General features: G+C 41.5%; 19 protein-coding genes, 9 tRNA genes, 5 rRNA genes and 1 other annotated feature (1 of these 34 cut by a window edge). All 33 genes read right to left on the bottom strand.

The window, feature by feature from the left end; genetic code table 11:
- Positions 1–124 precede the first annotated feature (124 nt).
- A complete protein-coding gene (gene nusG / locus NSQ69_RS00600; RefSeq protein WP_002009795.1) occupies positions 125–658 on the bottom strand; it encodes a transcription termination/antitermination protein NusG in 534 nt (177 codons plus the stop codon).
- Between the two features lie 131 nt (positions 659–789).
- Positions 790–969, bottom strand: a complete 180-nt coding sequence (gene secE, locus NSQ69_RS00595) for a preprotein translocase subunit SecE (protein WP_002009797.1) — start codon at positions 967–969, stop codon at positions 790–792.
- A gap of 32 nt (positions 970–1,001) precedes the next feature.
- Complete coding sequence (gene rpmG, locus NSQ69_RS00590; RefSeq protein ID WP_012260172.1) at positions 1,002–1,148, bottom strand: 50S ribosomal protein L33; 147 nt, start codon at positions 1,146–1,148, stop codon at positions 1,002–1,004.
- Positions 1,149–1,276: 128 nt separating this feature from the next.
- Entirely contained in the window at positions 1,277–1,936 is a 660-nt protein-coding gene (locus tag NSQ69_RS00585) for an RNA polymerase sporulation sigma factor SigH (RefSeq protein WP_002009799.1), read from the bottom strand.
- 67 nt (positions 1,937–2,003) lie between these two features.
- Positions 2,004–2,516 (bottom strand): NYN domain-containing protein, encoded by a 513-nt coding sequence (locus tag NSQ69_RS00580; RefSeq protein ID WP_002169327.1) that lies wholly within the window; start codon positions 2,514–2,516, stop codon positions 2,004–2,006.
- Between the two features lie 3 nt (positions 2,517–2,519).
- Positions 2,520–3,263, bottom strand: coding sequence for a 23S rRNA (guanosine(2251)-2'-O)-methyltransferase RlmB (gene rlmB / locus NSQ69_RS00575; protein ID WP_002091503.1), 744 nt, complete (start codon positions 3,261–3,263; stop codon positions 2,520–2,522).
- Positions 3,260–3,667 carry a Mini-ribonuclease 3 gene (locus NSQ69_RS00570; RefSeq protein WP_002063411.1) on the bottom strand — a complete coding sequence of 136 codons (408 nt, stop codon included), beginning with the start codon at positions 3,665–3,667 and terminating at the stop codon, positions 3,260–3,262. The genes rlmB and NSQ69_RS00570 overlap by 4 nt, the downstream gene beginning before the upstream one ends.
- Before the next feature lie 2 nt (positions 3,668–3,669).
- Positions 3,670–5,067, bottom strand: coding sequence for a cysteine--tRNA ligase (cysS, locus tag NSQ69_RS00565; RefSeq protein WP_002091500.1), 1,398 nt, complete (start codon positions 5,065–5,067; stop codon positions 3,670–3,672).
- The gene (cysE, locus tag NSQ69_RS00560; RefSeq protein WP_002169329.1) at positions 5,048–5,713 is read right to left on the bottom strand and encodes a serine O-acetyltransferase; all 666 of its coding nucleotides are present in this window, start codon (positions 5,711–5,713) and stop codon (positions 5,048–5,050) included. Before cysE ends, cysS begins: the two co-directional genes overlap by 20 nt.
- Positions 5,714–5,850: 137 nt before the next feature.
- Positions 5,851–6,096: a binding site (T-box leader), on the bottom strand.
- Positions 6,097–6,143: 47 nt separating this feature from the next.
- On the bottom strand, positions 6,144–7,601 hold the full coding sequence (gene gltX / locus NSQ69_RS00555; RefSeq protein WP_262449843.1) for a glutamate--tRNA ligase: 1,458 nt from the start codon (positions 7,599–7,601) through the stop codon (positions 6,144–6,146).
- 89 nt (positions 7,602–7,690) lie between these two features.
- Positions 7,691–8,167, bottom strand: a complete 477-nt coding sequence (gene ispF, locus NSQ69_RS00550) for a 2-C-methyl-D-erythritol 2,4-cyclodiphosphate synthase (protein WP_000488386.1) — start codon at positions 8,165–8,167, stop codon at positions 7,691–7,693.
- A gap of 113 nt (positions 8,168–8,280) precedes the next feature.
- Positions 8,281–8,961, bottom strand: a complete 681-nt coding sequence (gene ispD / locus NSQ69_RS00545; protein WP_002009811.1) for a 2-C-methyl-D-erythritol 4-phosphate cytidylyltransferase — start codon at positions 8,959–8,961, stop codon at positions 8,281–8,283.
- A gap of 16 nt (positions 8,962–8,977) precedes the next feature.
- Positions 8,978–10,081 (bottom strand): PIN/TRAM domain-containing protein, encoded by a 1,104-nt coding sequence (locus tag NSQ69_RS00540; protein ID WP_002063406.1) that lies wholly within the window; start codon positions 10,079–10,081, stop codon positions 8,978–8,980.
- 160 nt (positions 10,082–10,241) lie between these two features.
- Positions 10,242–11,315: a DNA integrity scanning diadenylate cyclase DisA gene (gene disA / locus NSQ69_RS00535; protein WP_000392162.1), complete on the bottom strand. Its 1,074-nt coding sequence runs from the start codon at positions 11,313–11,315 to the stop codon at positions 10,242–10,244.
- 3 nt (positions 11,316–11,318) lie between these two features.
- Positions 11,319–12,695 (bottom strand): DNA repair protein RadA, encoded by a 1,377-nt coding sequence (radA, locus tag NSQ69_RS00530; RefSeq protein WP_002169331.1) that lies wholly within the window; start codon positions 12,693–12,695, stop codon positions 11,319–11,321.
- 94 nt (positions 12,696–12,789) lie between these two features.
- On the bottom strand, positions 12,790–15,225 hold the full coding sequence (gene clpC / locus NSQ69_RS00525) for an ATP-dependent protease ATP-binding subunit ClpC (RefSeq protein WP_002063405.1): 2,436 nt from the start codon (positions 15,223–15,225) through the stop codon (positions 12,790–12,792).
- Between the two features lie 22 nt (positions 15,226–15,247).
- Entirely contained in the window at positions 15,248–16,312 is a 1,065-nt protein-coding gene (locus NSQ69_RS00520; RefSeq protein ID WP_341098866.1) for a protein arginine kinase, read from the bottom strand.
- A gap of 4 nt (positions 16,313–16,316) precedes the next feature.
- Positions 16,317–16,865, bottom strand: coding sequence for a UvrB/UvrC motif-containing protein (locus NSQ69_RS00515; RefSeq protein WP_341098865.1), 549 nt, complete (start codon positions 16,863–16,865; stop codon positions 16,317–16,319).
- Between the two features lie 169 nt (positions 16,866–17,034).
- On the bottom strand, positions 17,035–17,496 hold the full coding sequence (gene ctsR / locus NSQ69_RS00510; protein ID WP_002029353.1) for a transcriptional regulator CtsR: 462 nt from the start codon (positions 17,494–17,496) through the stop codon (positions 17,035–17,037).
- Between the two features lie 213 nt (positions 17,497–17,709).
- Positions 17,710–17,825, bottom strand: a 5S ribosomal RNA gene (gene rrf, locus NSQ69_RS00505).
- A 49-nt stretch (positions 17,826–17,874) separates the two neighbouring features.
- Positions 17,875–20,796: ribosomal RNA gene (locus NSQ69_RS00500) — 23S ribosomal RNA — on the bottom strand.
- 146 nt (positions 20,797–20,942) lie between these two features.
- Positions 20,943–22,494: ribosomal RNA gene (locus NSQ69_RS00495) — 16S ribosomal RNA — on the bottom strand.
- A 77-nt stretch (positions 22,495–22,571) separates the two neighbouring features.
- Positions 22,572–22,647, bottom strand: a tRNA-Ala gene (locus tag NSQ69_RS00490).
- A 9-nt stretch (positions 22,648–22,656) separates the two neighbouring features.
- A tRNA-Pro gene (locus NSQ69_RS00485) sits at positions 22,657–22,730 on the bottom strand.
- 7 nt (positions 22,731–22,737) lie between these two features.
- Positions 22,738–22,811, bottom strand: a tRNA-Arg gene (locus NSQ69_RS00480).
- Between the two features lie 3 nt (positions 22,812–22,814).
- A tRNA-Leu gene (locus NSQ69_RS00475) sits at positions 22,815–22,903 on the bottom strand.
- A gap of 16 nt (positions 22,904–22,919) precedes the next feature.
- Positions 22,920–22,994: transfer RNA gene (locus NSQ69_RS00470), tRNA-Gly, on the bottom strand.
- Between the two features lie 29 nt (positions 22,995–23,023).
- A tRNA-Leu gene (locus tag NSQ69_RS00465) sits at positions 23,024–23,104 on the bottom strand.
- 14 nt (positions 23,105–23,118) lie between these two features.
- Positions 23,119–23,194 (bottom strand) — tRNA-Lys (locus NSQ69_RS00460).
- Positions 23,195–23,208: 14 nt separating this feature from the next.
- A tRNA-Thr gene (locus NSQ69_RS00455) sits at positions 23,209–23,284 on the bottom strand.
- A gap of 4 nt (positions 23,285–23,288) precedes the next feature.
- Positions 23,289–23,364 (bottom strand) — tRNA-Val (locus NSQ69_RS00450).
- Between the two features lie 5 nt (positions 23,365–23,369).
- A 5S ribosomal RNA gene (gene rrf, locus NSQ69_RS00445) occupies positions 23,370–23,485 on the bottom strand.
- 101 nt (positions 23,486–23,586) lie between these two features.
- Positions 23,587–25,409: ribosomal RNA gene (locus NSQ69_RS00440) — 23S ribosomal RNA — on the bottom strand (it continues 1,099 nt past the right edge of the window).
- The 16S, 23S and 5S rRNA genes sit together here with 9 tRNA genes alongside, the layout of an rRNA operon.

The raw sequence follows: 25,409 nt of genomic DNA, 5'->3' as shown, positions 1-25,409 counted from the left end.
ATTTGCCCTCCCACTTCATATTTTATCATAATGATAAAATCTTTTTCAAAAAACGTCTCCGTTACCGAAGACGTACTGACTTAAAAGATATTATCACTTTTTACAATTCATTTCAAGTTTCATTTTATAATTTTTCAATTTGATGGAAATCAAGTTCAACCGGAGTCTCGCGACCGAACATGTCTACAAGCACGCTAACTTTTTTCTTTTCCACATCAATTTCTTCAATCGCACCTGTATAATCCGCGAATGGCCCCTCATTTACACGCACTGTTTCATGAAGTTCAAATTCGAAATCAACCACTTCATTGTCCATTCCCATATGCTTCATGATGGTAACAACTTCCTCTTCTAATAGAGGCGATGGTTTAGATCCTGAACCAGAAGAACCGACAAAGCCTGTTACACCTGGCGTATTACGAACAACATACCAAGAATCGTCAGTCATGATTAGTTCTACTAATACGTAACCTGGGAACACTTTTCTTTTCGTTATTTTTTCTTTACCATTTTTCATTTCTACTTCTACTTCTTCCGGGACAACAACACGGAAAATTTTATCTTGCATACCCATTGATTCTACACGTTTCTCTAGGTTTGCTTTTACTTTATTTTCATATCCAGAATAAGTATGGACAACATACCAACTTTTTTCCATTCATTTAGGACGAGCGTCCTTCCCTCCCTGACGTACATTTTTTTGCGCAAATGAAAAAACCCGTTCACCGGGCTTTTACACAGTTCTTATAAATAACATTATATCATGGATAAGTGCTTCTTATTCAAGAATTAACCAAGAATTAACCGAATTAAAGAAGAAATGCCCATATCAACCACTGCGAAGAAAATCGCAAAGAACACAACTGTCGCGATAACAGTCGTTGTTGATCGGAGTAATTCATCTTTTTTAGGCCAACTTACTTTTTTCATTTCGCGACCTACATCGCCGAAAAAGTTCGTTAAACGCATCTACGGGACCTCCAGTTTATTATTTCAATTATTTATTTTGTTTCTTTGTGAACTGTATGCTTATTGCATGTTTTACAAAACTTCTTTATCTCAAGTCGCTCTACTGAGCTCGTATCTTTCATCGTAGAGTAGTTTCGATTTTTACACTCTTCACATGAGAGTACAACTTTTTTCCTCATTAGTTACACCAACCTTGTAACATTGTCCCTAAAAATGTATCATACAACAAAAGACAATGTCAATGTCATGACTTTCACTCTCTTAACAAAAAGAAAACAGGTGAATTATTTTACACCTGCGGCAATTGCTATGAATTTAAAGTTGTGCTCTCTCTCATCTCCATATATCTTTCTAATTTCCTTTTTACACGCTGCAATGCGTTATCAATAGATTTCACGTGCCTGTTTAACTGTTCTGAAATTTCTTGATAGGAACGACCATCTAAGTATAAAGAGAGCACTTTTCTTTCTAAATCGCTTAATAATTCAGATATTTTAGATTCTATGTCTGTATATTCTTCCTGACTTATAATCATCTCTTCTGGATCAGTTACTTTCGATTCCGAAATAACATCTAATAATGTTCGATCAGATTCCTCATCGTAAATTGGCTTGTCTAAAGACACATACGAATTTAACGGAATATGTTTTTGCCTTGTTGCTGTTTTAATAGCGGTAATAATTTGTCGAGTGATACACAGTTCAGCAAATGCTTTGAACGAAGACAGCTTGTCCCCTTTATAATCACGAATAGCTTTAAACAATCCAATCATGCCTTCTTGAACAATATCTTCTCGATCGGCACCCACTAAGAAATAAGATCTTGATTTCGCGCGAACAAAGTTCTTATATTTGTGAATTAAATATTCTAGAGCGTCAGTATTACCTTTTCGAACTAACTCAACGATTGCCTCATCCTCTAAATCACGAAATGTAACGTCGCCTACACTTACGAAGCCTGCTTCCACCCTGATCCCTCCGACCGCTATATATTTAGCAATATTATACAGTAAAAAGATAAAGAGCGTCAATGCTTCAACGCTCTCCTCTTCTTAATTTTTCTAATTTTTCTGTAATATCTTCACTAAATATCTTTCGCATGGCGGGTTGCTTTTCTTTCGTGTCTTTTGTACACCTTCTTACTTGTTGTTCCATCGCTTGCACTTCCAACTCTAATTCACGCGCAGATTTTCGAAGTGCACCTTGCGCAAATATAATCCATTGCTCCGTATAATCCGAAGTTGCAACGTATATTTGTGTATTTACATTTCTAAGCTCAATCGCAAGTTGTTCTATCTTTTCATCTGCAGTTTGATTTTTTCTCGTGAATATTACTTCCACCCGTGATTGTTTCATCTTTTTTTCAATACCATAGACTGTATAGGCATCAAAGACAATCATTACCTTTGTGCCTGTATAGCCTTGATAATCCGCCATCTTATCAATAAGTGCGTCTCTTGATGACTGTAAATCTACATCCCGCAGTTTCTTCAAGTCTCCCCAAGCCCCGATAATGTTGTAACCGTCAACGATTAAAATATCGTTCATTTTTTATTTACCAATTTCGTGACGTTTACGATATACCTCATACATTAACAAACTTGCGGCTACTGAAGCATTTAAGGATGTAACTTTACCGACCATCGGTAAAGTAATTAGGAAATCACACTTTTCACCAATAATACGACTCATACCTTTTCCTTCACTACCAATTACTAGTCCGATTGGCATATTACCATCTAAATTACGGTAATCTGTTTTCCCTTTGGCATCTGTACCAGCAATCCAAAGTCCACGTTCTTTTAATTCATCAATTGTACGCGATAAGTTTGTTACACGTGCAACAGGAATATATTCAATTGCCCCAGTCGACGCTTTCGCAACTGACGCTGTAAGCCCCACCGCTCTTCTTTTTGGAATAATAACCCCATGAGCCCCTGTTGCATCCGCAGTACGCATAATAGAGCCTAAGTTATGTGGGTCTTCAATTTCATCTAAAATTAAGAAGAACGGATCTTCATTGCGTTTTTCTGCTAATTTAAACAAATCCTCTAACTCAGCATATTGATATGCAGCTACTTGAGCAATTACACCTTGATGATTACCCTCAACCAATTGATCTAATTTCTTCTTTGGTGCGTGTTGCAAGATAACCTTATTCTCTTTTGCTAATGCTAGTACAATTTGCACTTGTCCTTTGGCAGCACCTTCCGCTACCAAAATTTTATTAATATCTCGCCCCGCTCTTAAAGCTTCAATTACAGGGTTACGTCCGATAATATATTCACTACTCATGATGATGTGCTCCCTTCCTTTTCTTCCAAAACGTCAATCGCCTTATATACAATCTCGTCCAATCTTTCACGATTATTCAACAAGTGATGATAACCGATTAGCGCTTCAAAGGCTGTACTGTGTCGATATGTTTGTACATCTGTATTTTTTGGAACAGTACCCGAATTCGCATTACGCCCTCTTCTTAATACCGCCTCTTCCTCTTCTGTCAAAAATGCCGTTTCTAATAAATGATAAACAACTTTCGCCTGTGCTTTTGCCGAAACAAAGCTCGTCCCTAAGCGATGTAATTGATTAGGGCGAACTTTCCCCTTTTGAAGGAGGTGATAGCGGATATATTGCTCATATACCGCATCACCCATATATGCTAAAGCTAAGCTGTTTAATTGCTTTGCATCAATCATTCTTATCCTCTTTTCCATCTTGTACCTTGAGCGGTATCTTCTAAAATAATATTACGTCCTTTTAAATCATCGCGAATTTGATCAGATAGTGCGAAGTCACGATTTTGACGAGCTTCAATACGCTTTTGGATTAGTGCTTCAATTTCTTCATCAAGCAACTCTTCTTGCGCTAATTCTAATCCTAAAATACTAAATAATGTTTCAAGTTGTTTTACATACGCTTCAATTACAACTTTAGAAGTATGTTCTTCTAACAAATATTGATTTGCGTGATTTGCTACGTTATATAATTCAGTAATCGCATTAGCCGTATTGAAATCATCATCCATCGCTTCTTCGAATGCAACCTGGAACTTTTCCATTTCAGCTAACCATTTTTCATTATGGTCCGTTAAATCCGTACTACTTTCCATACGATGCTTTAAGTTACCGTAAGCTGTTTTAATTCTTTCTAGTCCATTATTAGTACTTTGCAATAAATCCTCGCTAAAGTTAATTGGGTGACGGTAATGTACCGATAGCATAAAGAACCTGATTAACTGTGGATCATATTGTTTAATGATATCGTGAACTAAAATGAAGTTTCCAAGCGACTTAGACATCTTCTCGTTATTAATATTAATATATCCGTTATGCATCCAATAACGTGCAAATGTTTTTCCTGTCAACGCCTCAGACTGCGCAATTTCATTTTCATGATGAGGAAACGCTAAATCTTGACCACCAGCATGAATATCAATTGTATCCCCTAAATATTTACGCGCCATTGCTGAGCATTCAATATGCCACCCTGGGCGTCCTTTCCCCCAAGGGCTTTCCCAGAAGATTTCTCCTTCTTTCGCAGCTTTCCATAAAGCAAAATCAAGAGGGTCTTGTTTCTTTTCTCCTACTTCAATACGTGCACCGTGACGTAAGTCTGCAATCGGTTGATGTGATAATTTACCGTAACCTTCGAATTCTTTCGTTTTAAAGTACACATCACCTTCTGATTCATATGCATACCCTTTATTCACAAGTTCTTGAATAAATTCAATAATGATATCCATATTTTCCGTTACACGTGGATGAACCGTTGCATGTTTGCAACCTAGTGCCGTTACATCTTCAAAGTAAGCTTCAACAAAACGATCTGCAATTGTTGGCACATCTTCACCTAATTCGTTTGCCGCCTTAATTAATTTATCATCCACGTCAGTAAAGTTAGATACATACTGCACATCATATCCTTTATATTCTAAGTAACGGCGTACTGTATCAAACACCATAGGTGGTCTTGCATTCCCAATGTGAATGTAGTTATACACTGTAGGTCCGCACACATACATCTTTACCTTATTTTCTTCTAATGGCATAAACTCTTCTTTTTGACGCGTTAACGTATTATAAATGTGAATAGTCATTTTTATCCTTCCTTCCTACCTTTACTTCGAGTTGCTTTCTCAATTTATCAAGTTCTACTTCCATAACCTTTAATTTATCAAAAATCGGATCCGGAAGATCAGAATGATTTAATTCTTGACCAATCTTTACTCCATTTTGAATAACGACTCGGCCAGGTATACCTACAACTGTAGAATGCGCAGGAACTTCCTTTAACACGACAGATCCTGCTCCAATTTTAGAATTCTCTCCAATAGTAATAGAACCTAGTACTTTAGCACCTGTTGCAATTAATACATTATCCTGAATTGTAGGGTGCCTCTTTCCTTTTTCTTTACCTGTACCACCTAATGTGACACCTTGATAAATTGTTACGTTTTCGCCAATTTCACACGTTTCTCCAATTACAACCCCCATTCCATGATCAATGAAAAAACGACGACCAATAGTTGCTCCTGGATGAATCTCAATGCCAGTAAAAAAACGACTAACTTGCGAAATCCAACGTGCCATAAAGAAAAAATCCCTTTTATAAAAAGCATGTGCAATTCGATGGGCCCAAACTGCATGTAATCCAGAGTAAGTTAAAATGACTTCGAAATAACTTCTTGCCGCTGGATCCTGTTCAAAAACGACTTCAATATCTTCCCGAAGCCTCTTAAACATCGATGTTCCCTCCCCTTTATGGGCTGCTTTTTTCGAGTGAACTAACTCCCCACTTCCCCCTAAATCTTTATACAAGGGGATAAAACTTATACTCACACCATTTACATGGTATAAAAAAAAGACGCCTCTGTCATATAGACAGAGACGCCTTTTAAGCGCGGTTCCACTCTGTTTAGGCTAAAGAAGCCTCAAACTCATCCATGATAACGGTTTACACCGCTTCTGTTTACTTTGCGCCCTAAGACGTTCCGCGAAATACTTCGCTGTTCAACAGAAGACTCGAAGGGGCATTTCAAAAATCCGCTTATAAACCACTTCCAGCCTAAGGGTGGTTCTCTCTGTAAAAAGCCTGATTTTCTACTTCTCCTTCTCGTCGCTTTTCCTTATTAGATTTTAGATATACTTATTATATTGCTAAACCTAGAAAATGTTAACCAATTACTTTTTGAATACGATTTAAAACTTTTTCTTTTCCAAGAAGAGCAATAGCGTTAGGAAGCTCTGGACCATGTGTTTGTCCAGTAGTAGCAACACGGATTGGCATAAATAGGTTTTTACCTTTATGTCCTGTTTCTTTTTGAACTGCTTTAACTGCCGCCTTAACTGCCGCTGGCTCCATTGCTTCTAAAGCTTCTAATTGATCGGCAAATGCACGAAGTACTTCAGGTACTTGTTCACCTTTCAATACTTCTTGTCCCTCTTCTTCATGATCAACATGATCTTTAAAGAACATTTCAGAAAGCTCTACAATTTCAGCTCCAAAGCTCATTTGGTCATGATATAAAGCAATTACATCACGAACCCACGCTTGTTCTTGTTCGCTTAAGTTTTCACCTACGCGACCCGCTTTCACTAAATGCGGTAAGCTTAGTTCAACAACCGTATCTAAATCTTGTTTTTTCATATATTGGTTGTTCATCCATTTTAGTTTTTGGGAATCAAATAATGCAGGTGATTTTGATAAACGAGCTGCATCAAACATTTTGATAAACTCATCTTGAGAGAAGACTTCTTCTTCACCTACTGGTGACCAACCTAGTAATGCAATAAAGTTAAAGATTGCTTCTGGAAGATATCCAAGCTCTTTATATTGCTCAATAAATTGAATAATAGATTCGTCACGCTTACTTAGCTTTTTACGGCTTTCGTTTACAATTAAAGTCATATGACCGAACTTCGGGATATCCCAACCGAAAGCTTCATAAATCATCATTTGTTTTGGCGTGTTTGAAATATGATCATCACCACGAAGTACGTGTGTAATCTCCATTAAGTGATCATCTACCGCTACCGCAAAGTTATAAGTTGGAATTCCATCTTTTTTCACGATAACGAAATCACCAAAATCATTTGAATGGAATGCAACTTCATCTTTTACGAGATCTTTAAACGTGTAGTCGCTATCAGCCGGCACACGGAAGCGAATACTTGGAATACGGCCTTCAGCCTCAAATCCTTTAATTTGCTCCTCAGTTAAATCACGGTGGTTTCCTGCATAACGCGGTGTTTCACCACGAGCGATTTGACCTTCACGCTCTGCTTCTAGCTCTTCTTCTGTCATATAACATTTGTAAGCTAAATCACGCTCTAATAAATCTTTATATAATTTTTTATAAATATCTAAACGCTCTGTTTGACGATATGGTCCAAATTCACCACCAACATCAACACCTTCATCCCAGTCCATACCGAGCCATTTCAAGTATTTTAATTGGCTTTCTTCTCCACCAGCAACATTACGTTTCACATCAGTATCTTCAATACGAATAATAAACTTACCATCTTGATGACGAGCAAATAAATAATTAAATAATGCCGTACGCGCATTTCCGATATGTAAGTGTCCTGTTGGACTTGGCGCATAGCGCACTCTCACTTGCTTTTCCATAGTTGGTACACCTTCCAATCTTAATGTCAACACATTCTATAATTGTACACCAAAAAAACGTGATTATCCATCTTACGAATTAAAAACCACTATTTTTTCTGTAATAAAACAACCGCTTGAGAAGCAATCCCTTCTTCTCTACCTGTAAATCCTAATTTTTCTGTTGTTGTTGCCTTTACATTAATATTATCAATAGACGTTTCTAATAGTTCACTAATGCGTTTACGCATGCTTTCAATATGCGGTGCCATTTTTGGCTTTTGGGCAATAATTGTACAATCTAGGTTCCCTAGCTCATAACCTTGTTCACGCACAAATTCCCAAACCTTTTGTAACAATACAGCTGAATCCGCATCTTTAAAGGCAGGATCTGTATCGGGAAAATGTTTTCCAATATCTCCTGCTGCAATTGCTCCTAGACATGCGTCAGCAATCGTATGTAACAATACATCTGCATCCGAGTGACCGATTAATCCTTTTTCATGAGGAATTGTAATTCCACCGATAATTAACGGTCTACCTTCCGCAAATTCATGTACATCAAAACCTTGTCCAATTCGAAACATTCTTTACATCCTCCTCAATCTAAACTACTTTATGAATTCTATATTATATTGCTATCTCTATAAAGAAAAGCCCGGCAACTGCCGAGCTTTTCTTTACTATAATACCATCACTTCTATTTTTTCTGAACATGAAGGAAACTTTCAGCAATTAGTAAATCCTCTGGAGTCGTCACTTTAATATTATAGTAACTCCCCTCTACTACGCCTACTTTCTTCCCTACACGTTCTACGAGACTCGCGTCATCTGTACCAAGAAAACAACTTTGCTTTGCACTTCTATGAGCTTCTAATAAAAGAGGAACAGAAAATCCTTGCGGTGTTTGAACCGCTTTAAGCTGAGAACGTTCTACCGTTTCAACAACAACACCCTGTTCTACTTTCTTAATGGTATCCTTCACTGGCACCGCACAAATGGAAGCACCATATTTCTCTGCTGCAGTTAATACATCTTGCATCATCTTATTCGTTACGAACGGGCGCGCACCATCGTGTACGAGAACATATTCAACACCACTCACATACTGAAGCGCATTATACACACTATCTTGTCTTTCGGCCCCGCCTTGAATAAATTGCACCTGCTTTTCAACCGGGTACTTCTGCATTAACTCCTCAAAATAAGGGCGTTCCTCTTCGTTAATTGCCATGATAATACGTTTACATGCTTTATCTTTTTCAAAAGCACGTAATGTATGCACAATGATAGGTACTCCATTTATAAGTAAGAACAACTTGTTTTTGCCAGCACCCATCCGTTTCCCTTGACCCGCTGCTGGAATAATTAACGTATACATATTAATAATCCTCTACTTATAATGCTTTTTCTAATAATTTACGTTTTGCGAAAATCATACGACCTGCCGATGTTTGCAACACACTTGTAACTAGTACATTAAGTTGCGAACCGACATATTCTCTACCGTCTTCTACTACAATCATCGTGCCATCATCTAAATATGCCACACCTTGATTTTGTTCTTTACCATCTTTCACAACATAAACACTTAATTCTTCGCCAGGGAGTACGACTGGTTTAATTGCATTTGCTAAATCGTTAATGTTTAATACTGTTACTCCTTGTAATTCAGAAACTTTGTTTAAGTTGAAATCATTTGTTACAACAGTTCCACCAGTGATTTTAGCTAACTTTACAAGCTTGCTATCCACCTCTTGGATATCCTCAAAATCGCCTTCATAAATTTCCACCGGAATTGGTAGCTCTTTTTGAATACGATTTAAAATGTCTAATCCTCTGCGACCACGATTACGCTTTAAAGCATCAGAAGAATCGGCAATATGCTGAAGCTCTTCTAATACGAATTGTGGAATCACAATTGTTCCTTCTAAAAACTTCGTTTGGCAAATATCCGCAATACGTCCATCAATAATTACGCTTGTATCGAGAATTTTCCAATGAGTTGTAGATTTTTCTACCTCTACCTCTTCGTTCTCGCTATTGTTTTTCTTCTTACCTCCACGCTGGGGTAATGTAAATAATCCTAGCAATTCATTTCTCTTTTTAAATCCTACTTGGAATCCTAAATAACCAAGTAAAAGAGTAAAGAACACTTGTAATACTGTACTAATGACTGGAATCGTGAATTCACGAATTGGTATCAAAATTAAATATGCAACAATAAGACCAGAGATCAACCCTAATGTACCAAATAAAACATCCGCTACCGGTGCCTTTACAAGGGCTTCTTCGATATGTTTAATAAGTTGAACAATATAATCCACAAGCCAAAATGTTGTTAAAAATAAAATAATTGCACCAATAATTGCACGAACGTACGATCCCTCAAGCAAAGGAACAGCACCAACGTCCAATACATTAATAACTTTTGGGATTAGAAAAATCCCTAACGCTCCCCCGATCACTAAAAAGAAGAGCTGTACGATCCTTTTTAACATCCAACCACCTCCTACTCATTATTAACCATTGTTTTGCTAATCAAAACGCCGAATGCAAAAGCGGACGTGTTTTTTTGTAAATAGTTTTATTTACCAATATACCATATCATATAACAAAAATGTTCTAGTGTCGTTATATTATGGAATCAATGTAATATTCTTAATTGTGTCTACTCATATAGAGATGCTCTTGAATTCTTTTTAGGCCCTCTCGTATTTTCTTCGCCCTAACTTCCCCAATTCCTTCCACATCATCCAATTCATTAATAGTTGCACGACAAACACCTTGCAATGTTTTAAATCGATTAATTAAATTTTCAATGATAAGTGGTGGAACACGAGAAATTTTGCTTGCGATTCGGTATCCCCTCGGTGTCACGCTTTCTTCTAAGCTCATTTGCCCTGGATAGCCGAGCAATTTAACTAAATCGCTATCCTCTAAAAGCTGTGTATTTGCAAGATCTTGTAACTTTTTCAAAATTTGATGGTGATCCTGCGTTTTTTCTTGATAATAATCCTTAATTAATAACGCTGCCTCTGCTTCTAAGTCGGCTAGTAATTCTGTAAGTTGTAAACGAATTAACCTTCCTTCCGTTCCTAACTCATGAATGTAGCTCACTATTTCATTTTTAATACGCAGTACCATTTCAACACTATGTAAAACGTGAACTACCTCGGACATTGTAACGACCTCTTCAAATTCTAGAATGCCCAAATTCGTAATCCCATCATTCCATACAGCTTTATATTTTTCTAACGTTTGAATAGCTTGGTTTGCCTTTGTTAAAATTACACCTATATCTTTTAGTGTATAACGTAAATTCCCTTGATATAGTGTAATTACGTTACGTCTTTGTGAAATAGCCACAACAAGGCTAGCCGTCTGCTTTGCTACACGCTCTGCCGTTCGGTGACGCATACCTGTTTCAATAGAATCAATGGATGGATCTGGAACTAATTGTGCATTTGCAATTAAAATTTTGCTCCCAGTTTCATTTAAAATAAGTGCCCCATCCATTTTTGCTAATTCATATAAACTAGCCGGCGAGAATGCACAATTAATGTGAAATCCTCCATCAACAATACTTTTAATCTGCTCATTATACCCAAGAACAATTAGCCCTCCAGTTTGCGCACGAAGTACGTTATCTATCCCTTCGCGTAGTGGTGTTCCTGGGGCAACAAGCTGTAGAATATTAATCATACTTTTGACACGTTGCTTGTTTTCCTCCATAGCCTAGCCTCCTAATGTCAAACGAAGCGCTTCTCCTAAATTAGAAACACCTACTACCTCAATCCCATCTGGAATTGTCCATCCTCCCAAATTTTTTCTAGGAATAATAGCACGTTGAAATCCTAATTTCGCTGCTTCTTGTACACGTTGTTCAATTCTTGATACTCTTCTTATTTCTCCAGTTAGGCCTACTTCTCCTATTACCGCATCGGCTGGTGCAGTAGCTTTATCTCTGAAACTTGAAGCAATACTTAAGGCGACAGCTAAATCGATTGCTGGTTCATCTAATTTCAAGCCACCCGCAACTTTTAAATATGCGTCTTGATTTTGCAACAATAAACCTGTTCTTTTTTCTAGCACTGCCATAATAAGTGAAACGCGGTTATGATCAATTCCCGTCGCCATTCTTCGAGGATTTCCAAAACTAGTAGGGGAGATTAATGCTTGTATTTCTACTAAAACCGGCCTTGTTCCTTCCATTGAAGCAACCACTGTGGATCCTGCAACTCCAACTGGACGTTCCTCAAGGAAAATTTCAGAAGGATTTAGTACTTCTGCAAGACCTAGTTCCTTCATTTCAAAGATACCCATTTCATTTGTGGAACCAAAACGGTTCTTCACAGCTCGCAAAATACGATATGTATGGTGACGATCTCCTTCAAAGTAAAGAACTGCATCAACCATATGTTCTAGCATACGTGGTCCTGCAATTGCCCCTTCTTTTGTCACATGTCCGACGATAAAAATAGGAATCCCTTTCGTCTTTGCAAGTTTCATTAATTCCGCTGTACATTCACGTACTTGCGTTACACTCCCTGGGGCTGACGTCACTTCAGGTAAATGTATCGTCTGGATGGAGTCAATAACAACAAAAGCTGGATTCATCTCCTCAATGTGCGCTGCAATTCTCTGTAAATCAGTCTCTGCTACAACAAATAGATTACTACCCTTTACATGCAAACGATCTGCACGAAGTTTGATCTGCTTTGCTGACTCCTCACCTGATATGTATAGTACATCATATAAAGAATCTGCTAATTGCGATGAAATTTGTAATAACAATGTTGATTTCCCAATCCCAGGGTCTCCACCAATAAGTACTAAAGATCCATCTACAATCCCGCCACCAAGTACACGGTTAAACTCTTGAAATTTCGTTTCAATACGCGCCTCAGACTTTGTTTCTACCTCTGTTAAGCGTCTTGGTTTTGTTACTTCTGATTGAATTGCATTGGCATAATTAAGGCGTCTTGATGATACAACTGGTTCCATCTCTTCAACAAGCGTATTCCATTGACCACATCCAGGACATTTCCCCATATATTTTGGCGACTGATAACCACATTCTTGACATGTAAATTTTGTTTTCTTTTTAGCCATATCTTTTATAGTTCACTTCACTTTCATCTACAAACGTTTATCCTTCTCGTACAAGAAAGAGGGCTATCGCGTAGCCCTCTTTGTTTGTCTATACTTATTTTACCTTTTCCGCACTATGAATGACAAATGATTCTCCTTCTATATCAAAGATAACTTTTTGTCCTTTCTCAATAGCACCTTTTAACAGTTCTTCTGATAGTCTATCTTCTACATGTTTTTGAATTGCTCTACGAAGCGGACGAGCACCGTACTCTCGATCAAATCCTTTATCAGCAATTGCTGAAATTGCTCCTTCTGTTAAATGCAATTCAATCTCTTGTTCTTTTAAGCGATTCACTAACTGATTCACCATAAGAGTTACAATTTCTTGAATATGTTTTTTCTCAAGCATATGGAACACGATAATTTCATCAATACGGTTTAAGAATTCTGGACGAAATGCTTTTTTCAATTCATCCATTACTTTACCTTTCATATCTGAATAATCGCGGCTCTCATCTTGTACGTTAAATCCAAGATGTTTATTACGTTTTAATGCGTCTGCACCAACATTAGACGTCATAATAACAATTGTATTACGGAAATCAACTGTACGTCCTTTAGAATCTGTTAAACGGCCATCTTCTAATACTTGTAGTAAAATATTAAACACATCAGGATGAGCTTTCTCTACTTCATCTAATAAGACAACTGAATATGGCTTACGACGAACTTTCTCTGTTAATTGTCCACCTTCTTCATATCCAACATATCCTGGAGGAGATCCAACTAAACGAGAAGTAGAATGCTTTTCCATGTACTCAGACATATCGATGCGGATCATTGCATCCTCATCACCGAACATAGATTCCGCTAATGCCCTTGCTAGTTCTGTTTTACCTACACCAGTAGGTCCTAGGAAAATAAATGAGCCAATTGGACGTTTCGGATCTTTTAATCCCGCTCTCGCACGACGAACAGCTTTTGCCACAGCTACAACTGCTTCATCCTGCCCAATTAAACGATCATGTAAAATTGATTCCAAGTTTAATAATTTATCTGTCTCTGTTTGTGCAAGTTTAGAAACTGGAATACGCGTCCATGTGGAAACGACATTTGCAATATCTTCTACTGTTACTTCTGAGTTTTCTTGTCCTTGTTTCTCTTTCCACTGACGCTTTGTATCTTCTAACTTTTCACGCAAACGTTGTTCCATATCACGTAAGGAAGCAGCTTTTTCAAATTCTTGGCTTTGTACAGCTGCATCTTTTTCTTTTCTAATTTCCTCAAGCTTCACTTCAAGCTCTTTTAAGTTTGGCGGTGTTGTATAAGAACGTAAGCGCACTTTTGATGCAGCCTCATCAATTAAATCGATTGCTTTATCAGGTAAAAAACGGTCTGTAATGTAACGATCTGAAAGTTTTACAGCCGCATCGATTGCATCATCTGTAATAGATACGCGGTGATGCGCCTCATAACGGTCACGTAAACCTTTTAAAATCTGAACTGATTCTTCTAAGTTTGGTTCATCAACATGAATTGGTTGGAAACGTCTTTCTAATGCCGCATCCTTTTCAATATATTTACGATATTCGTCTAAAGTTGTTGCACCAATACATTGTAATTCACCACGTGCTAAAGATGGTTTTAAAATATTCGATGCATCAATTGCACCTTCCGCCCCTCCTGCACCAATTAACGTATGAAGCTCATCAATAAATAGAATGATGTTACCAGCTTGGCGAATCTCATCCATCACTTTCTTTAAACGATCCTCAAATTCACCACGATATTTTGTTCCAGCAACAACTGTACCCATATCTAATGTCATAACACGCTTATCTCTTAAAGTTTCAGGAACTTCATTATTTACAATTTGCTGTGCTAATCCTTCCGCAATTGCTGTCTTACCTACACCAGGTTCTCCAATTAATACTGGATTGTTTTTTGTTCTACGGCTTAACACTTCAATTACACGTTGAATTTCTTTACTACGTCCAATAACAGGATCTAAACGATTTTCACGTGCAACAACTGTTAAATCACGTGCTAGACTGTCAAGTGTAGGTGTATTCGCATTTGTTGATGAACCACCCTGGTGACCTGAACTAGCTTCATTACTTCCAAGGAGTTGTAACACTTGTTGTCTTGCTTTATTTAGGCTTACACCTAAATTATTTAAAACGCGTGCTGCTACACCTTCACCTTCACGGATTAAACCAAGTAAAATATGTTCTGTTCCAACGTAGGAATGGCCTAGCTTACGAGCTTCGTCCATAGACAACTCAATAACTTTTTTAGCACGAGGTGTGTAATGTACTGTTTGAGAAGCTTCCGTTCCACGTCCAATTAATGCTTCTACCTCTTTTTGAACTTTCTCTGGACTTAATCCAAGAGCAATTAACGCTTTTGCTGCAATTCCTTCACCTTCGCGTACAAGCCCAAGTAAAATATGTTCTGTTCCAATATTATTATGCCCAATGCGAATTGCTTCCTCTTGAGATAAAGCTAATACTTTCTGTGCTCGTTCTGTAAATCTTCCAAACATCATAGAAATCGCCTCCTACTTGCGCTTAATTTTGTTCAATTCGTAATCGCTCACGGATTAAGGTTGCTCTTCGATAATCTCTTTCTTCTGGTCCTAAAGGTCCTCCTGCATATTGTTGCAAAATGCCTGGCTGAGTAAGAACCATTAACTCAGTTAAAATATTTCTCGATATACCTTGTATATATCCTAAGTCAATACCAAGCCGTACATCTGATAAGCAAGTGGCTGCTTCTGCAGATTGAATTAAACGACTGTTAGCTAGTATTCCGTAAGAACGATATACCTTATCTTCAAGCTCAATGCTTGAATTTTGTACAATTAATTCTCTAGCCGTTTTTTCTTGATGGATGATTTGTTGAATGACACTCTTTAAATCTGCAATAATATCTTCTTCTGATTTCCCTAGTGTCATTTGATTTGACACTTGAAATATATTACCTAACGCTTCGCTACCTTCACCGTATATTCCTCTTACTACTAACCCTAATTTTTGAATTACTTGTATAATACGGTTAATTCTTTTCGCTAAAACCAGTCCCGGCAAATGAATCATTACCGAAGCCCTTAATCCTGTACCGACGTTAGTGGGACAACTCGTAATATATCCAAGCGATTCATCAAAAGCATATTCAACCTGCTCCTCGATCCAATTATCTATTTGATTGGCACTTTGAAGCGCCTCTGATAACTGTAAACCTGAAAATAGGCACTGAATCCTAACATGATCCTCTTCATTAAGCATGATACTTATATGTTCACTTTCTGATAGTAGGCATGCTCCGTATTCTGTTCCTGCAAGATTTGGACTAATTAAATGCTTCTCAACTAAAACTCTCCTTTGAAGAGGATTTAATTCATTCATTTTTAATAGTTCAAACTCCCCAAAAGGTTCTACAGGTTTTTTTATAAACTTCTTCTTAAATAACTCATGAATCTGCTTAGCTTCTTCCTCGTTTTGCATAGTAGAGAATTGATATTTTTTAAAATTACGAGCCAAACGAATTCGACTACTTAAAACAATATCAGAATCAGGGCCATCTCCCTTCATCCATGGACTAATCGCTTCATTCATGATTCTGTCCAGTGACATAGAACTATTCCCCCTCTCTATGCTCACTAAGCTGATTTACAAGACCTCGAATTTTATCTCGTACTTCAGCCGCTTTCTCAAATTCCTCTTTCTGTACATATTGTTTCAGATTGAGTTTTAGTTCATCTAATTCTTTCTTTAAGTAGATATTTCCTTCTATACGTTCAGGAATTTTTCCACAATGATCCGTATGCCCACCGTGAAGACGTTTTAACAATGGTTTTAAATGCCCCTTAAATGTATCGTAACAAGAAGCACATCCAAAGCGTCCCACTTTTGTAAATTGTTCATATGTCATCTTACAATTCGGACATCTTGATATATTTGCATTTGAAAATGCATCTTGCCCTTCTTCAAACATTACTGGTTCACTATGCAATAATCCGGCTAATAGGTCATGGAATGAAAAATTAGACTGCGGTGATTGAAAGAAAGACGTATAGCCACTTTGTTCTGCACATTGCTCGCAAAGATGAACTTCCGCCTTTTTTCCGTTGATTACTTTTGTATAATGTAAAGTTGCTGGTCTTATATTACAGTTTTGACAAGTCATCGCTATCCCCCACCTTTACAACAGGAACGATCTATCTCATGATACTTTTCATACATTACTAGATTGTTCTCTTTCCTTAATCCATTTAGTAAAAGCACATGTCATCTTTCAAAATCCCTACAATATTAAACTGCATTACCTTAGCTATCATTCTTAACAAAAGTTATATTTATTTATATTTCAGTGTTCTTAACATTGCGCATAATATTCGAGCCCTAAGTTCATCTCGAGAAGGAACATCCATTAATAATACAGAACGATCTAGTACGCTTAACATAAGTTTAGCTTCACGATTTGTTATAATTCCTTCTTCTATTAAACGTATAATCATACTTTCAGCATTTCCTTGTGCAACGCTATGATCAATCATATGAAGCATTTGATCAATAATGTCTATATCATCATGCAGTTTGACTTTTATAATGCGAATGTAACCTCCTCCACCTCGTTTACTTTCTACTACAAATCCTCTTTCTAACGTAAAACGGGTATTGATTACATAGTTGATTTGAGACGGCACACAATCGAATCGATCAGCGACCTCATTCCTCTTGATTTCAATCGCATTATTATTGCTTAAGTCAATAACTTGCTTTAGATATTTCTCAATGATATCAGATATATTTCTCATTTATCCGCCACCTTTATTGACTTTGACTATCTTTGACTTTAATTATATACGTATTAAAAAAATTTGCAACTCTTTTGCTTATTCACTATCCTAGCCACATTTCCCTGTCTTTAATCAAAAGGACGATTCTTTAAGTAAAGATTTTTTAAATTACTATGAATTGTAAAAAGAAACACAAAAAAACACAAGTCAAAAGACTTGTGTTTTTATCTTGCTTGGCGACGTCCTACTCTCACAGGGACAAGGTCCCAACTACCATCGGCGCTAGAGAGCTTAACTTCCGTGTTCGGTATGGGAACGGGTGTGACCTCTCTGCCATCATCACCAAACTATGAAGGTATATTCCTTCAAAACTAGATAACATTTGCTTCATATTATATGGTTAAGTCCTCGATCTATTAGTATTCGTCAGCTCCACATGTCACCATGCTTCCACCTCGAACCTATCAACCTGATCATCTTTCAGGGATCTTACTAGCTTACGCTATGGGAAATCTCATCTTGAGGGGGGCTTCATGCTTAGATGCTTTCAGCACTTATCCCTTCCGCACATAGCTACCCAGCTATGCCCTTGGCAGAACAACTGGTACACCAGCGGTGCGTCCATCCCGGTCCTCTCGTACTAAGGACAGCTCCTCTCAAATTTCCTGCGCCCACGACGGATAGGGACCGAACTGTCTCACGACGTTCTGAACCCAGCTCGCGTACCGCTTTAATGGGCGAACAGCCCAACCCTTGGGACCGACTACAGCCCCAGGATGCGATGAGCCGACATCGAGGTGCCAAACCTCCCCGTCGATGTGGACTCTTGGGGGAGATAAGCCTGTTATCCCCGGGGTAGCTTTTATCCGTTGAGCGATGGCCCTTCCATGCGGAACCACCGGATCACTAAGCCCGACTTTCGTCCCTGCTCGACTTGTAGGTCTCGCAGTCAAGCTCCCTTATGCCTTTGCACTCTACGAATGATTTCCAACCATTCTGAGGGAACCTTTGGGCGCCTCCGTTACACTTTAGGAGGCGACCGCCCCAGTCAAACTGCCCACCTGACACTGTCTCCCGGGTCGATGAGACCCGTAGGTTAGAATTTCAATACAGTCAGGGCGGTATCCCACCAGCGCCTCCACCGAAGCTAGCGCTCCGGTTTCAATGGCTCCCGCCTATCCTGTACAAACTGTACCAAAATTCAATATCAGGCTACAGTAAAGCTCCACGGGGTCTTTCCGTCCTGTCGCGGGTAACCTGCATCTTCACAGGTACTATAATTTCACCGAGTCTCTGGTTGAGACAGTGCCCAAATCGTTACACCTTTCGTGCGGGTCGGAACTTACCCGACAAGGAATTTCGCTACCTTAGGACCGTTATAGTTACGGCCGCCGTTTACTGGGGCTTCAGTTCAGAGCTTCGCTTACGCTAACCCCTCTCCTTAACCTTCCAGCACCGGGCAGGTGTCAGCCCCTATACTTCGCCTTACGGCTTCGCAGAGACCTGTGTTTTTGCTAAACAGTCGCTTGGGCCTATTCACTGCGGCTTTCCGTTAAGAAAGCACCCCTTCTCCCGAAGTTACGGGGTCATTTTGCCGAGTTCCTTAACCAGAGTTCTCTCGCACACCTTAGGATTCTCTCCTCGCCTACCTGTGTCGGTTTGCGGTACAGGCACCTTTTATCTCGCTAGAAGCTTTTCTTGGCAGCGGGGAATCAAAGACTTCGCTCCATAAGGAGCTTCCCCATCACAGCTCAGCCTTCACGATAAGCGGATTTGCCTACTTATCAGCCTAACTGCTTGGACGTGCACAACCAATCGCACGCTTCTTCTATCCTTCTGCGTCCCTCCATTGCTCAAACGATAAAGAGGTGGTACAGGAATATCAACCTGTTGTCCATCGCCTACGCCTGTCGGCCTCGGCTTAGGTCCTGACTAACCCTGAGCGGACGAGCCTTCCTCAGGAAACCTTAGGCATTCGGTGGACGGGATTCTCACCCGTCTTTCGCTACTCATACCGGCATTCTCACTTCTAAGCGCTCCACCAGTCCTTCCGGTCTGACTTCACTGCACTTAGAACGCTCCCCTACCACTGATACCATTGGTATCAATTCGCAGCTTCGGTGGTGTATTTAGCCCCGGTACATTTTCGGCGCAGAGTCACTCGACTAGTGAGCTATTACGCACTCTTTAAATGGTGGCTGCTTCTGAGCCAACATCCTAGTTGTCTAAGCAACTCCACATCCTTTTCCACTTAATACACACTTTGGGACCTTAGCTGGCGATCTGGGCTGTTTCCCTCTTGACTACGGATCTTATCACTCGCAGTCTGACTCCTAAGGATAAGTCATTGGCATTCGGAGTTTGACTGAATTCGGTAATCCGATGAGGACCCCTAGTTCAATCAGTGCTCTACCTCCAAGACTCTTACACTTAAGGCTAGCCCTAAAGCTATTTCGGGGAGAACCAGCTATCTCCAGGTTCGATTGGAATTTCTCCGCTACCCACACCTCATCCCCGCACTTTTCAACGTGCGTGGGTTCGGGCCTCCATTCAGTGTTACCTGAACTTCACCCTGGACATGGGTAGATCACCTGGTTTCGGGTCTACGACCACGTACTAAACGCCCTATTCAGACTCGCTTTCGCTGCGGCTCCGCCTCTTCAGCTTAACCTCGCACGGGATCGTAACTCGCCGGTTCATTCTACAAAAGGCACGCCATCACCCATTAACGGGCTCTGACTATTTGTAGGCACACGGTTTCAGGATCTCTTTCACTCCCCTTCCGGGGTGCTTTTCACCTTTCCCTCACGGTACTGGTTCACTATCGATCACTAGGGAGTATTTAGCCTTGGGAGATGGTCCTCCCAGATTCCGACGGAATTTCACGTGTTCCGCCGTACTCAGGATACATTCAAGAGAGAACGAAGTTTCGACTACGGGGTTGTTACCCTCTGTGACGGACCTTTCCAGGTCGCTTCGTCTACCTCGTTCCTTTGTAACTCCGTATAGAATGTCCTACAACCCCAAGAGGCAAGCCTCTTGGTTTGGGCTAGATTCCGTTTCGCTCGCCGCTACTCAGGAAATCGCATTTGCTTTCTCTTCCTCCAGGTACTTAGATGTTTCAGTTCCCTGGGTCTGTCTTCCATACCCTATGTATTCAGGTAAGGATACCATACCATTACGTATAGTGGGTTTCCCCATTCGGAAATCTTCGGATCAAAGCTTACTTACAGCTCCCCGAAGCATATCGGCGTTAGTCCCGTCCTTCATCGACTCCTAGTGTCAAGGCATCCACCGTGCGCCCTTTCTAACTTAACCAAACTAAAATTAAAAAAATATGAGCTACACTGTTATCTAGTTTTCAAAGAACATACATTTAAACTTGAGAGATAGTTCTCTCAAAACTGAACGAAACAAAACAAGTCAACGTTTATTGATGAACTGCGTTCATCAATTCTCCATAGAAAGGAGGTGATCCAGCCGCACCTTCCGATACGGCTACCTTGTTACGACTTCACCCCAATCATCTGTCCCACCTTAGGCGGCTGGCTCCATAAAGGTTACCCCACCGACTTCGGGTGTTACAAACTCTCGTGGTGTGACGGGCGGTGTGTACAAGGCCCGGGAACGTATTCACCGCGGCATGCTGATCCGCGATTACTAGCGATTCCAGCTTCATGTAGGCGAGTTGCAGCCTACAATCCGAACTGAGAACGGTTTTATGAGATTAGCTCCACCTCGCGGTCTTGCAGCTCTTTGTACCGTCCATTGTAGCACGTGTGTAGCCCAGGTCATAAGGGGCATGATGATTTGACGTCATCCCCACCTTCCTCCGGTTTGTCACCGGCAGTCACCTTAGAGTGCCCAACTTAATGATGGCAACTAAGATCAAGGGTTGCGCTCGTTGCGGGACTTAACCCAACATCTCACGACACGAGCTGACGACAACCATGCACCACCTGTCACTCTGCTCCCGAAGGAGAAGCTCTATCTCTAGAGTTTTCAGAGGATGTCAAGACCTGGTAAGGTTCTTCGCGTTGCTTCGAATTAAACCACATGCTCCACCGCTTGTGCGGGCCCCCGTCAATTCCTTTGAGTTTCAGCCTTGCGGCCGTACTCCCCAGGCGGAGTGCTTAATGCGTTAACTTCAGCACTAAAGGGCGGAAACCCTCTAACACTTAGCACTCATCGTTTACGGCGTGGACTACCAGGGTATCTAATCCTGTTTGCTCCCCACGCTTTCGCGCCTCAGTGTCAGTTACAGACCAGAAAGTCGCCTTCGCCACTGGTGTTCCTCCATATCTCTACGCATTTCACCGCTACACATGGAATTCCACTTTCCTCTTCTGCACTCAAGTCTCCCAGTTTCCAATGACCCTCCACGGTTGAGCCGTGGGCTTTCACATCAGACTTAAGAAACCACCTGCGCGCGCTTTACGCCCAATAATTCCGGATAACGCTTGCCACCTACGTATTACCGCGGCTGCTGGCACGTAGTTAGCCGTGGCTTTCTGGTTAGGTACCGTCAAGGTGCCAGCTTATTCAACTAGCACTTGTTCTTCCCTAACAACAGAGTTTTACGACCCGAAAGCCTTCATCACTCACGCGGCGTTGCTCCGTCAGACTTTCGTCCATTGCGGAAGATTCCCTACTGCTGCCTCCCGTAGGAGTCTGGGCCGTGTCTCAGTCCCAGTGTGGCCGATCACCCTCTCAGGTCGGCTACGCATCGTCGCCTTGGTGAGCCGTTACCTCACCAACTAGCTAATGCGACGCGGGTCCATCCATAAGTGACAGCCGAAGCCGCCTTTCAATTTCGAACTATGCAGTTCAAAATATTATCCGGTATTAGCCCCGGTTTCCCGGAGTTATCCCAGTCTTATGGGTAGGTTACCCACGTGTTACTCACCCGTCCGCCGCTAACTTCATAAGAGCAAGCTCTTAATCCATTCGCTCGACTTGCATGTATTAGGCACGCCGCCAGCGTTCATCCTGAGCCAGGATCAAACTCTCCAATAAAGTTAGTTTGTCTAGCATCTAAAAATAAAAATTGACGTTCACGTTGTTTGTTTCGTTCAGTTTTCAAAGAACTTTTTTGGTGGAGCCTAGCGGGATCGAACCGCTGACCTCCTGCGTGCAAGGCAGGCGCTCTCCCAGCTGAGCTAAGGCCCCAAACAAGTATCGGGAAGACAGGATTTGAACCTGCGACCCCCTGGTCCCAAACCAGGTGCTCTACCAAGCTGAGCCACTTCCCGAAAAAAACGCGCCCGAGAGGAGTCGAACCCCTAACCTCTTGATCCGTAGTCAAACGCTCTATCCAATTGAGCTACGGGCGCATATGGTGCCGAGGGCGGGGGTCGAACCCGCACGGTGGTCACCCACCGCAGGATTTTAAGTCCTGTGCGTCTGCCTGTTCCGCCACCCCGGCATGTCATACTGAAAATTGGAGCGGAAGACGGGATTCGAACCCGCGACCCCAACCTTGGCAAGGTTGTATTCTACCACTGAACTACTTCCGCAAGACATGTTTGAGTTATTTTATTAAAAGTGCGGGTGAAGGGAGTCGAACCCCCACGCCAAAGGCGCTAGATCCTAAGTCTAGTGCGTCTGCCAATTCCGCCACACCCGCATATTTCATTAAAATGGTGAGCCATGAAGGATTCGAACCTTCGACCCTCTGATTAAAAGTCAGATGCTCTACCAACTGAGCTAATGGCTCGTACAATTAAAAACTGGTGCCGACTAGAGGACTTGAACCCCCAACCTACTGATTACAAGTCAGTTGCTCTACCAATTGAGCTAAGTCGGCTAAATGGTGGAGGATGACGGGATCGAACCGCCGACCCCCTGCTTGTAAGGCAGGTGCTCTCCCAGCTGAGCTAATCCTCCGAATTGCCTGGCAACGTCCTACTCTCACAGGGACAAGGTCCCAACTACCATCGGCGCTAGAGAGCTTAACTTCCGTGTTCGGTATGGGAACGGGTGTGGCCTCTCTGCCATCATTACCAGACTATATTCATTTAAGACAAGAATTATTATAACTCATTAACTTTTGAAAGTCAACAAGTTTTTTATATTCTTTCAAAACTAGATAACATTGCTTCATATTATATGGTTAAGTCCTCGATCTATTAGTATTCGTCAGCTCCACATGTCACCATGCTTCCACCTCGAACCTATCAACCTGATCATCTTTCAGGGATCTTACTAGCTTACGCTATGGGAAATCTCATCTTGAGGGGGGCTTCATGCTTAGATGCTTTCAGCACTTATCCCTTCCGCACATAGCTACCCAGCTATGCCCTTGGCAGAACAACTGGTACACCAGCGGTGCGTCCATCCCGGTCCTCTCGTACTAAGGACAGCTCCTCTCAAATTTCCTGCGCCCACGACGGATAGGGACCGAACTGTCTCACGACGTTCTGAACCCAGCTCGCGTACCGCTTTAATGGGCGAACAGCCCAACCCTTGGGACCGACTACAGCCCCAGGATGCGATGAGCCGACATCGAGGTGCCAAACCTCCCCGTCGATGTGGACTCTTGGGGGAGATAAGCCTGTTATCCCCGGGGTAGCTTTTATCCGTTGAGCGATGGCCCTTCCATGCGGAACCACCGGATCACTAAGCCCGACTTTCGTCCCTGCTCGACTTGTAGGTCTCGCAGTCAAGCTCCCTTATGCCTTTGCACTCTACGAATGATTTCCAACCATTCTGAGGGAACCTTTGGGCGCCTCCGTTACACTTTAGGAGGCGACCGCCCCAGTCAAACTGCCCACCTGACACTGTCTCCCGGGTCGATGAGACCCGTAGGTTAGAATTTCAATACAGTCAGGGCGGTATCCCACCAGCGCCTCCACCGAAGCTAGCGCTCCGGTTTCAATGGCTCCCGCCTATCCTGTACAAACTGTACCAAAATTCAATATCAGGCTACAGTAAAGCTCCACGGGGTCTTTCCGTCCTGTCGCGGGTAACCTGCATCTTCACAGGTACTATAATTTCACCGAGTCTCTGGTTGAGACAGTGCCCAAATCGTTACACCTTTCGTGCGGGTCGGAACTTACCCGACAAGGAATTTCGCTACCTTAGGACCGTTATAGTTACGGCCGCCGTTTACTGGGGCTTCAGTTCAGAGCTTCGCTTACGCTAACCCCTCTCCTTAACCTTCCAGCACCGGGCAGGTGTCAGCCCCTATACTTCGCCTTACGGCTTCGCAGAGACCTGTGTTTTTGCTAAACAGTCGCTTGGGCCTATTCACTGCGGCTTTCCGTTAAGAAAGCACCCCTTCTCCCGAAGTTACGGGGTCATTTTGCCGAGTTCCTTAACCAGAGTTCTCTCGCACACCTTAGGATTCTCTCCTCGCCTACCTGTGTCGGTTTGCGGTACAGGCACCTTTTATCTCGCTAGAAGCTTTTCTTGGCAGCGGGGAATCAAAGACTTCGCTCCATAAGGAGCTTCCCCATCACAGCTCAGCCTTCACGATAAGCGGATTTGCCTACTTATCAGCCTAACTGCTTGGACGTGCACAACCAATCGCACGCTTCTTCTATCCTTCTGCGTCCCTCCATTGCTCAAACGATAAAGAGGTGGTACAGGAATATCAACCTGTTGTCCATCGCCTACGCCTGTCGGCCTCGGCTTAGGTCCTGACTAACCCTGAGCGGACGAGCCTTCCTCAGGAAACCTTAGGCATTCGGTGGACGGGATTCTCACCCGTCTTTCGCTACTCATACCGGCATTCTCACTTCTAAGCGCTCCACCAGTCCTTCCGGTCTGACTTCACTGCACTTAGAACGCTCCCCTACCACTGATACCATTGGTATCAATTCGCAGCTTCGGTGGTGTATTTAGCCCCGGTACATTTTCGGCGCAGAGTCACTCGACTAGTGAGCTATTACGCACTCTTTAAATGGTGGCTGCTTCTGAGCCAACATCCT

This window comes from Bacillus sp. FSL R10-2201 (assembly GCF_038008665.1).
Classification (GTDB): domain Bacteria; phylum Bacillota; class Bacilli; order Bacillales; family Bacillaceae_G; genus Bacillus_A; species Bacillus_A mycoides.
The sequence above is the reverse complement of the archived record's forward strand: the minus strand, read 5'-3'. Positions and strand labels throughout refer to the sequence as shown.

Excerpts from the sequence above, each read along its gene's own strand:
- nusG (WP_002009795.1), bottom strand. The coding sequence starts at position 658 with ATGGAAAAAAGTTGGTATGTTGTCCATACTTATTCTGGATATGAAAAT.
- secE (WP_002009797.1), bottom strand. The coding sequence starts at position 969 with ATGCGTTTAACGAACTTTTTCGGCGATGTAGGTCGCGAAATGAAAAAA.
- rpmG (WP_012260172.1), bottom strand. The coding sequence starts at position 1,148 with ATGAGGAAAAAAGTTGTACTCTCATGTGAAGAGTGTAAAAATCGAAAC.
- NSQ69_RS00580 (WP_002169327.1), bottom strand. The coding sequence starts at position 2,516 with ATGAACGATATTTTAATCGTTGACGGTTACAACATTATCGGGGCTTGG.
- rlmB (WP_002091503.1), bottom strand. The coding sequence starts at position 3,263 with ATGAGTAGTGAATATATTATCGGACGTAACCCTGTAATTGAAGCTTTA.
- NSQ69_RS00570 (WP_002063411.1), bottom strand. The coding sequence starts at position 3,667 with ATGATTGATGCAAAGCAATTAAACAGCTTAGCTTTAGCATATATGGGT.
- cysS (WP_002091500.1), bottom strand. The coding sequence starts at position 5,067 with ATGACTATTCACATTTATAATACGTTAACGCGTCAAAAAGAAGAGTTT.
- cysE (WP_002169329.1), bottom strand. The coding sequence starts at position 5,713 with ATGTTTAAGAGGCTTCGGGAAGATATTGAAGTCGTTTTTGAACAGGAT.
- gltX (WP_262449843.1), bottom strand. The coding sequence starts at position 7,601 with ATGGAAAAGCAAGTGAGAGTGCGCTATGCGCCAAGTCCAACAGGACAC.
- ispF (WP_000488386.1), bottom strand. The coding sequence starts at position 8,167 with ATGTTTCGAATTGGACAAGGTTTTGATGTACATGAATTTGCGGAAGGT.
- ispD (WP_002009811.1), bottom strand. The coding sequence starts at position 8,961 with ATGTATACGTTAATTATTCCAGCAGCGGGTCAAGGGAAACGGATGGGT.
- NSQ69_RS00540 (WP_002063406.1), bottom strand. The coding sequence starts at position 10,081 with ATGTTAAAAAGGATCGTACAGCTCTTCTTTTTAGTGATCGGGGGAGCG.
- disA (WP_000392162.1), bottom strand. The coding sequence starts at position 11,315 with ATGGAGGAAAACAAGCAACGTGTCAAAAGTATGATTAATATTCTACAG.
- radA (WP_002169331.1), bottom strand. The coding sequence starts at position 12,695 with ATGGCTAAAAAGAAAACAAAATTTACATGTCAAGAATGTGGTTATCAG.
- clpC (WP_002063405.1), bottom strand. The coding sequence starts at position 15,225 with ATGATGTTTGGAAGATTTACAGAACGAGCACAGAAAGTATTAGCTTTA.
- NSQ69_RS00520 (WP_341098866.1), bottom strand. The coding sequence starts at position 16,312 with ATGTCACTGGACAGAATCATGAATGAAGCGATTAGTCCATGGATGAAG.
- NSQ69_RS00515 (WP_341098865.1), bottom strand. The coding sequence starts at position 16,865 with ATGACTTGTCAAAACTGTAATATAAGACCAGCAACTTTACATTATACA.
- ctsR (WP_002029353.1), bottom strand. The coding sequence starts at position 17,496 with ATGAGAAATATATCTGATATCATTGAGAAATATCTAAAGCAAGTTATT.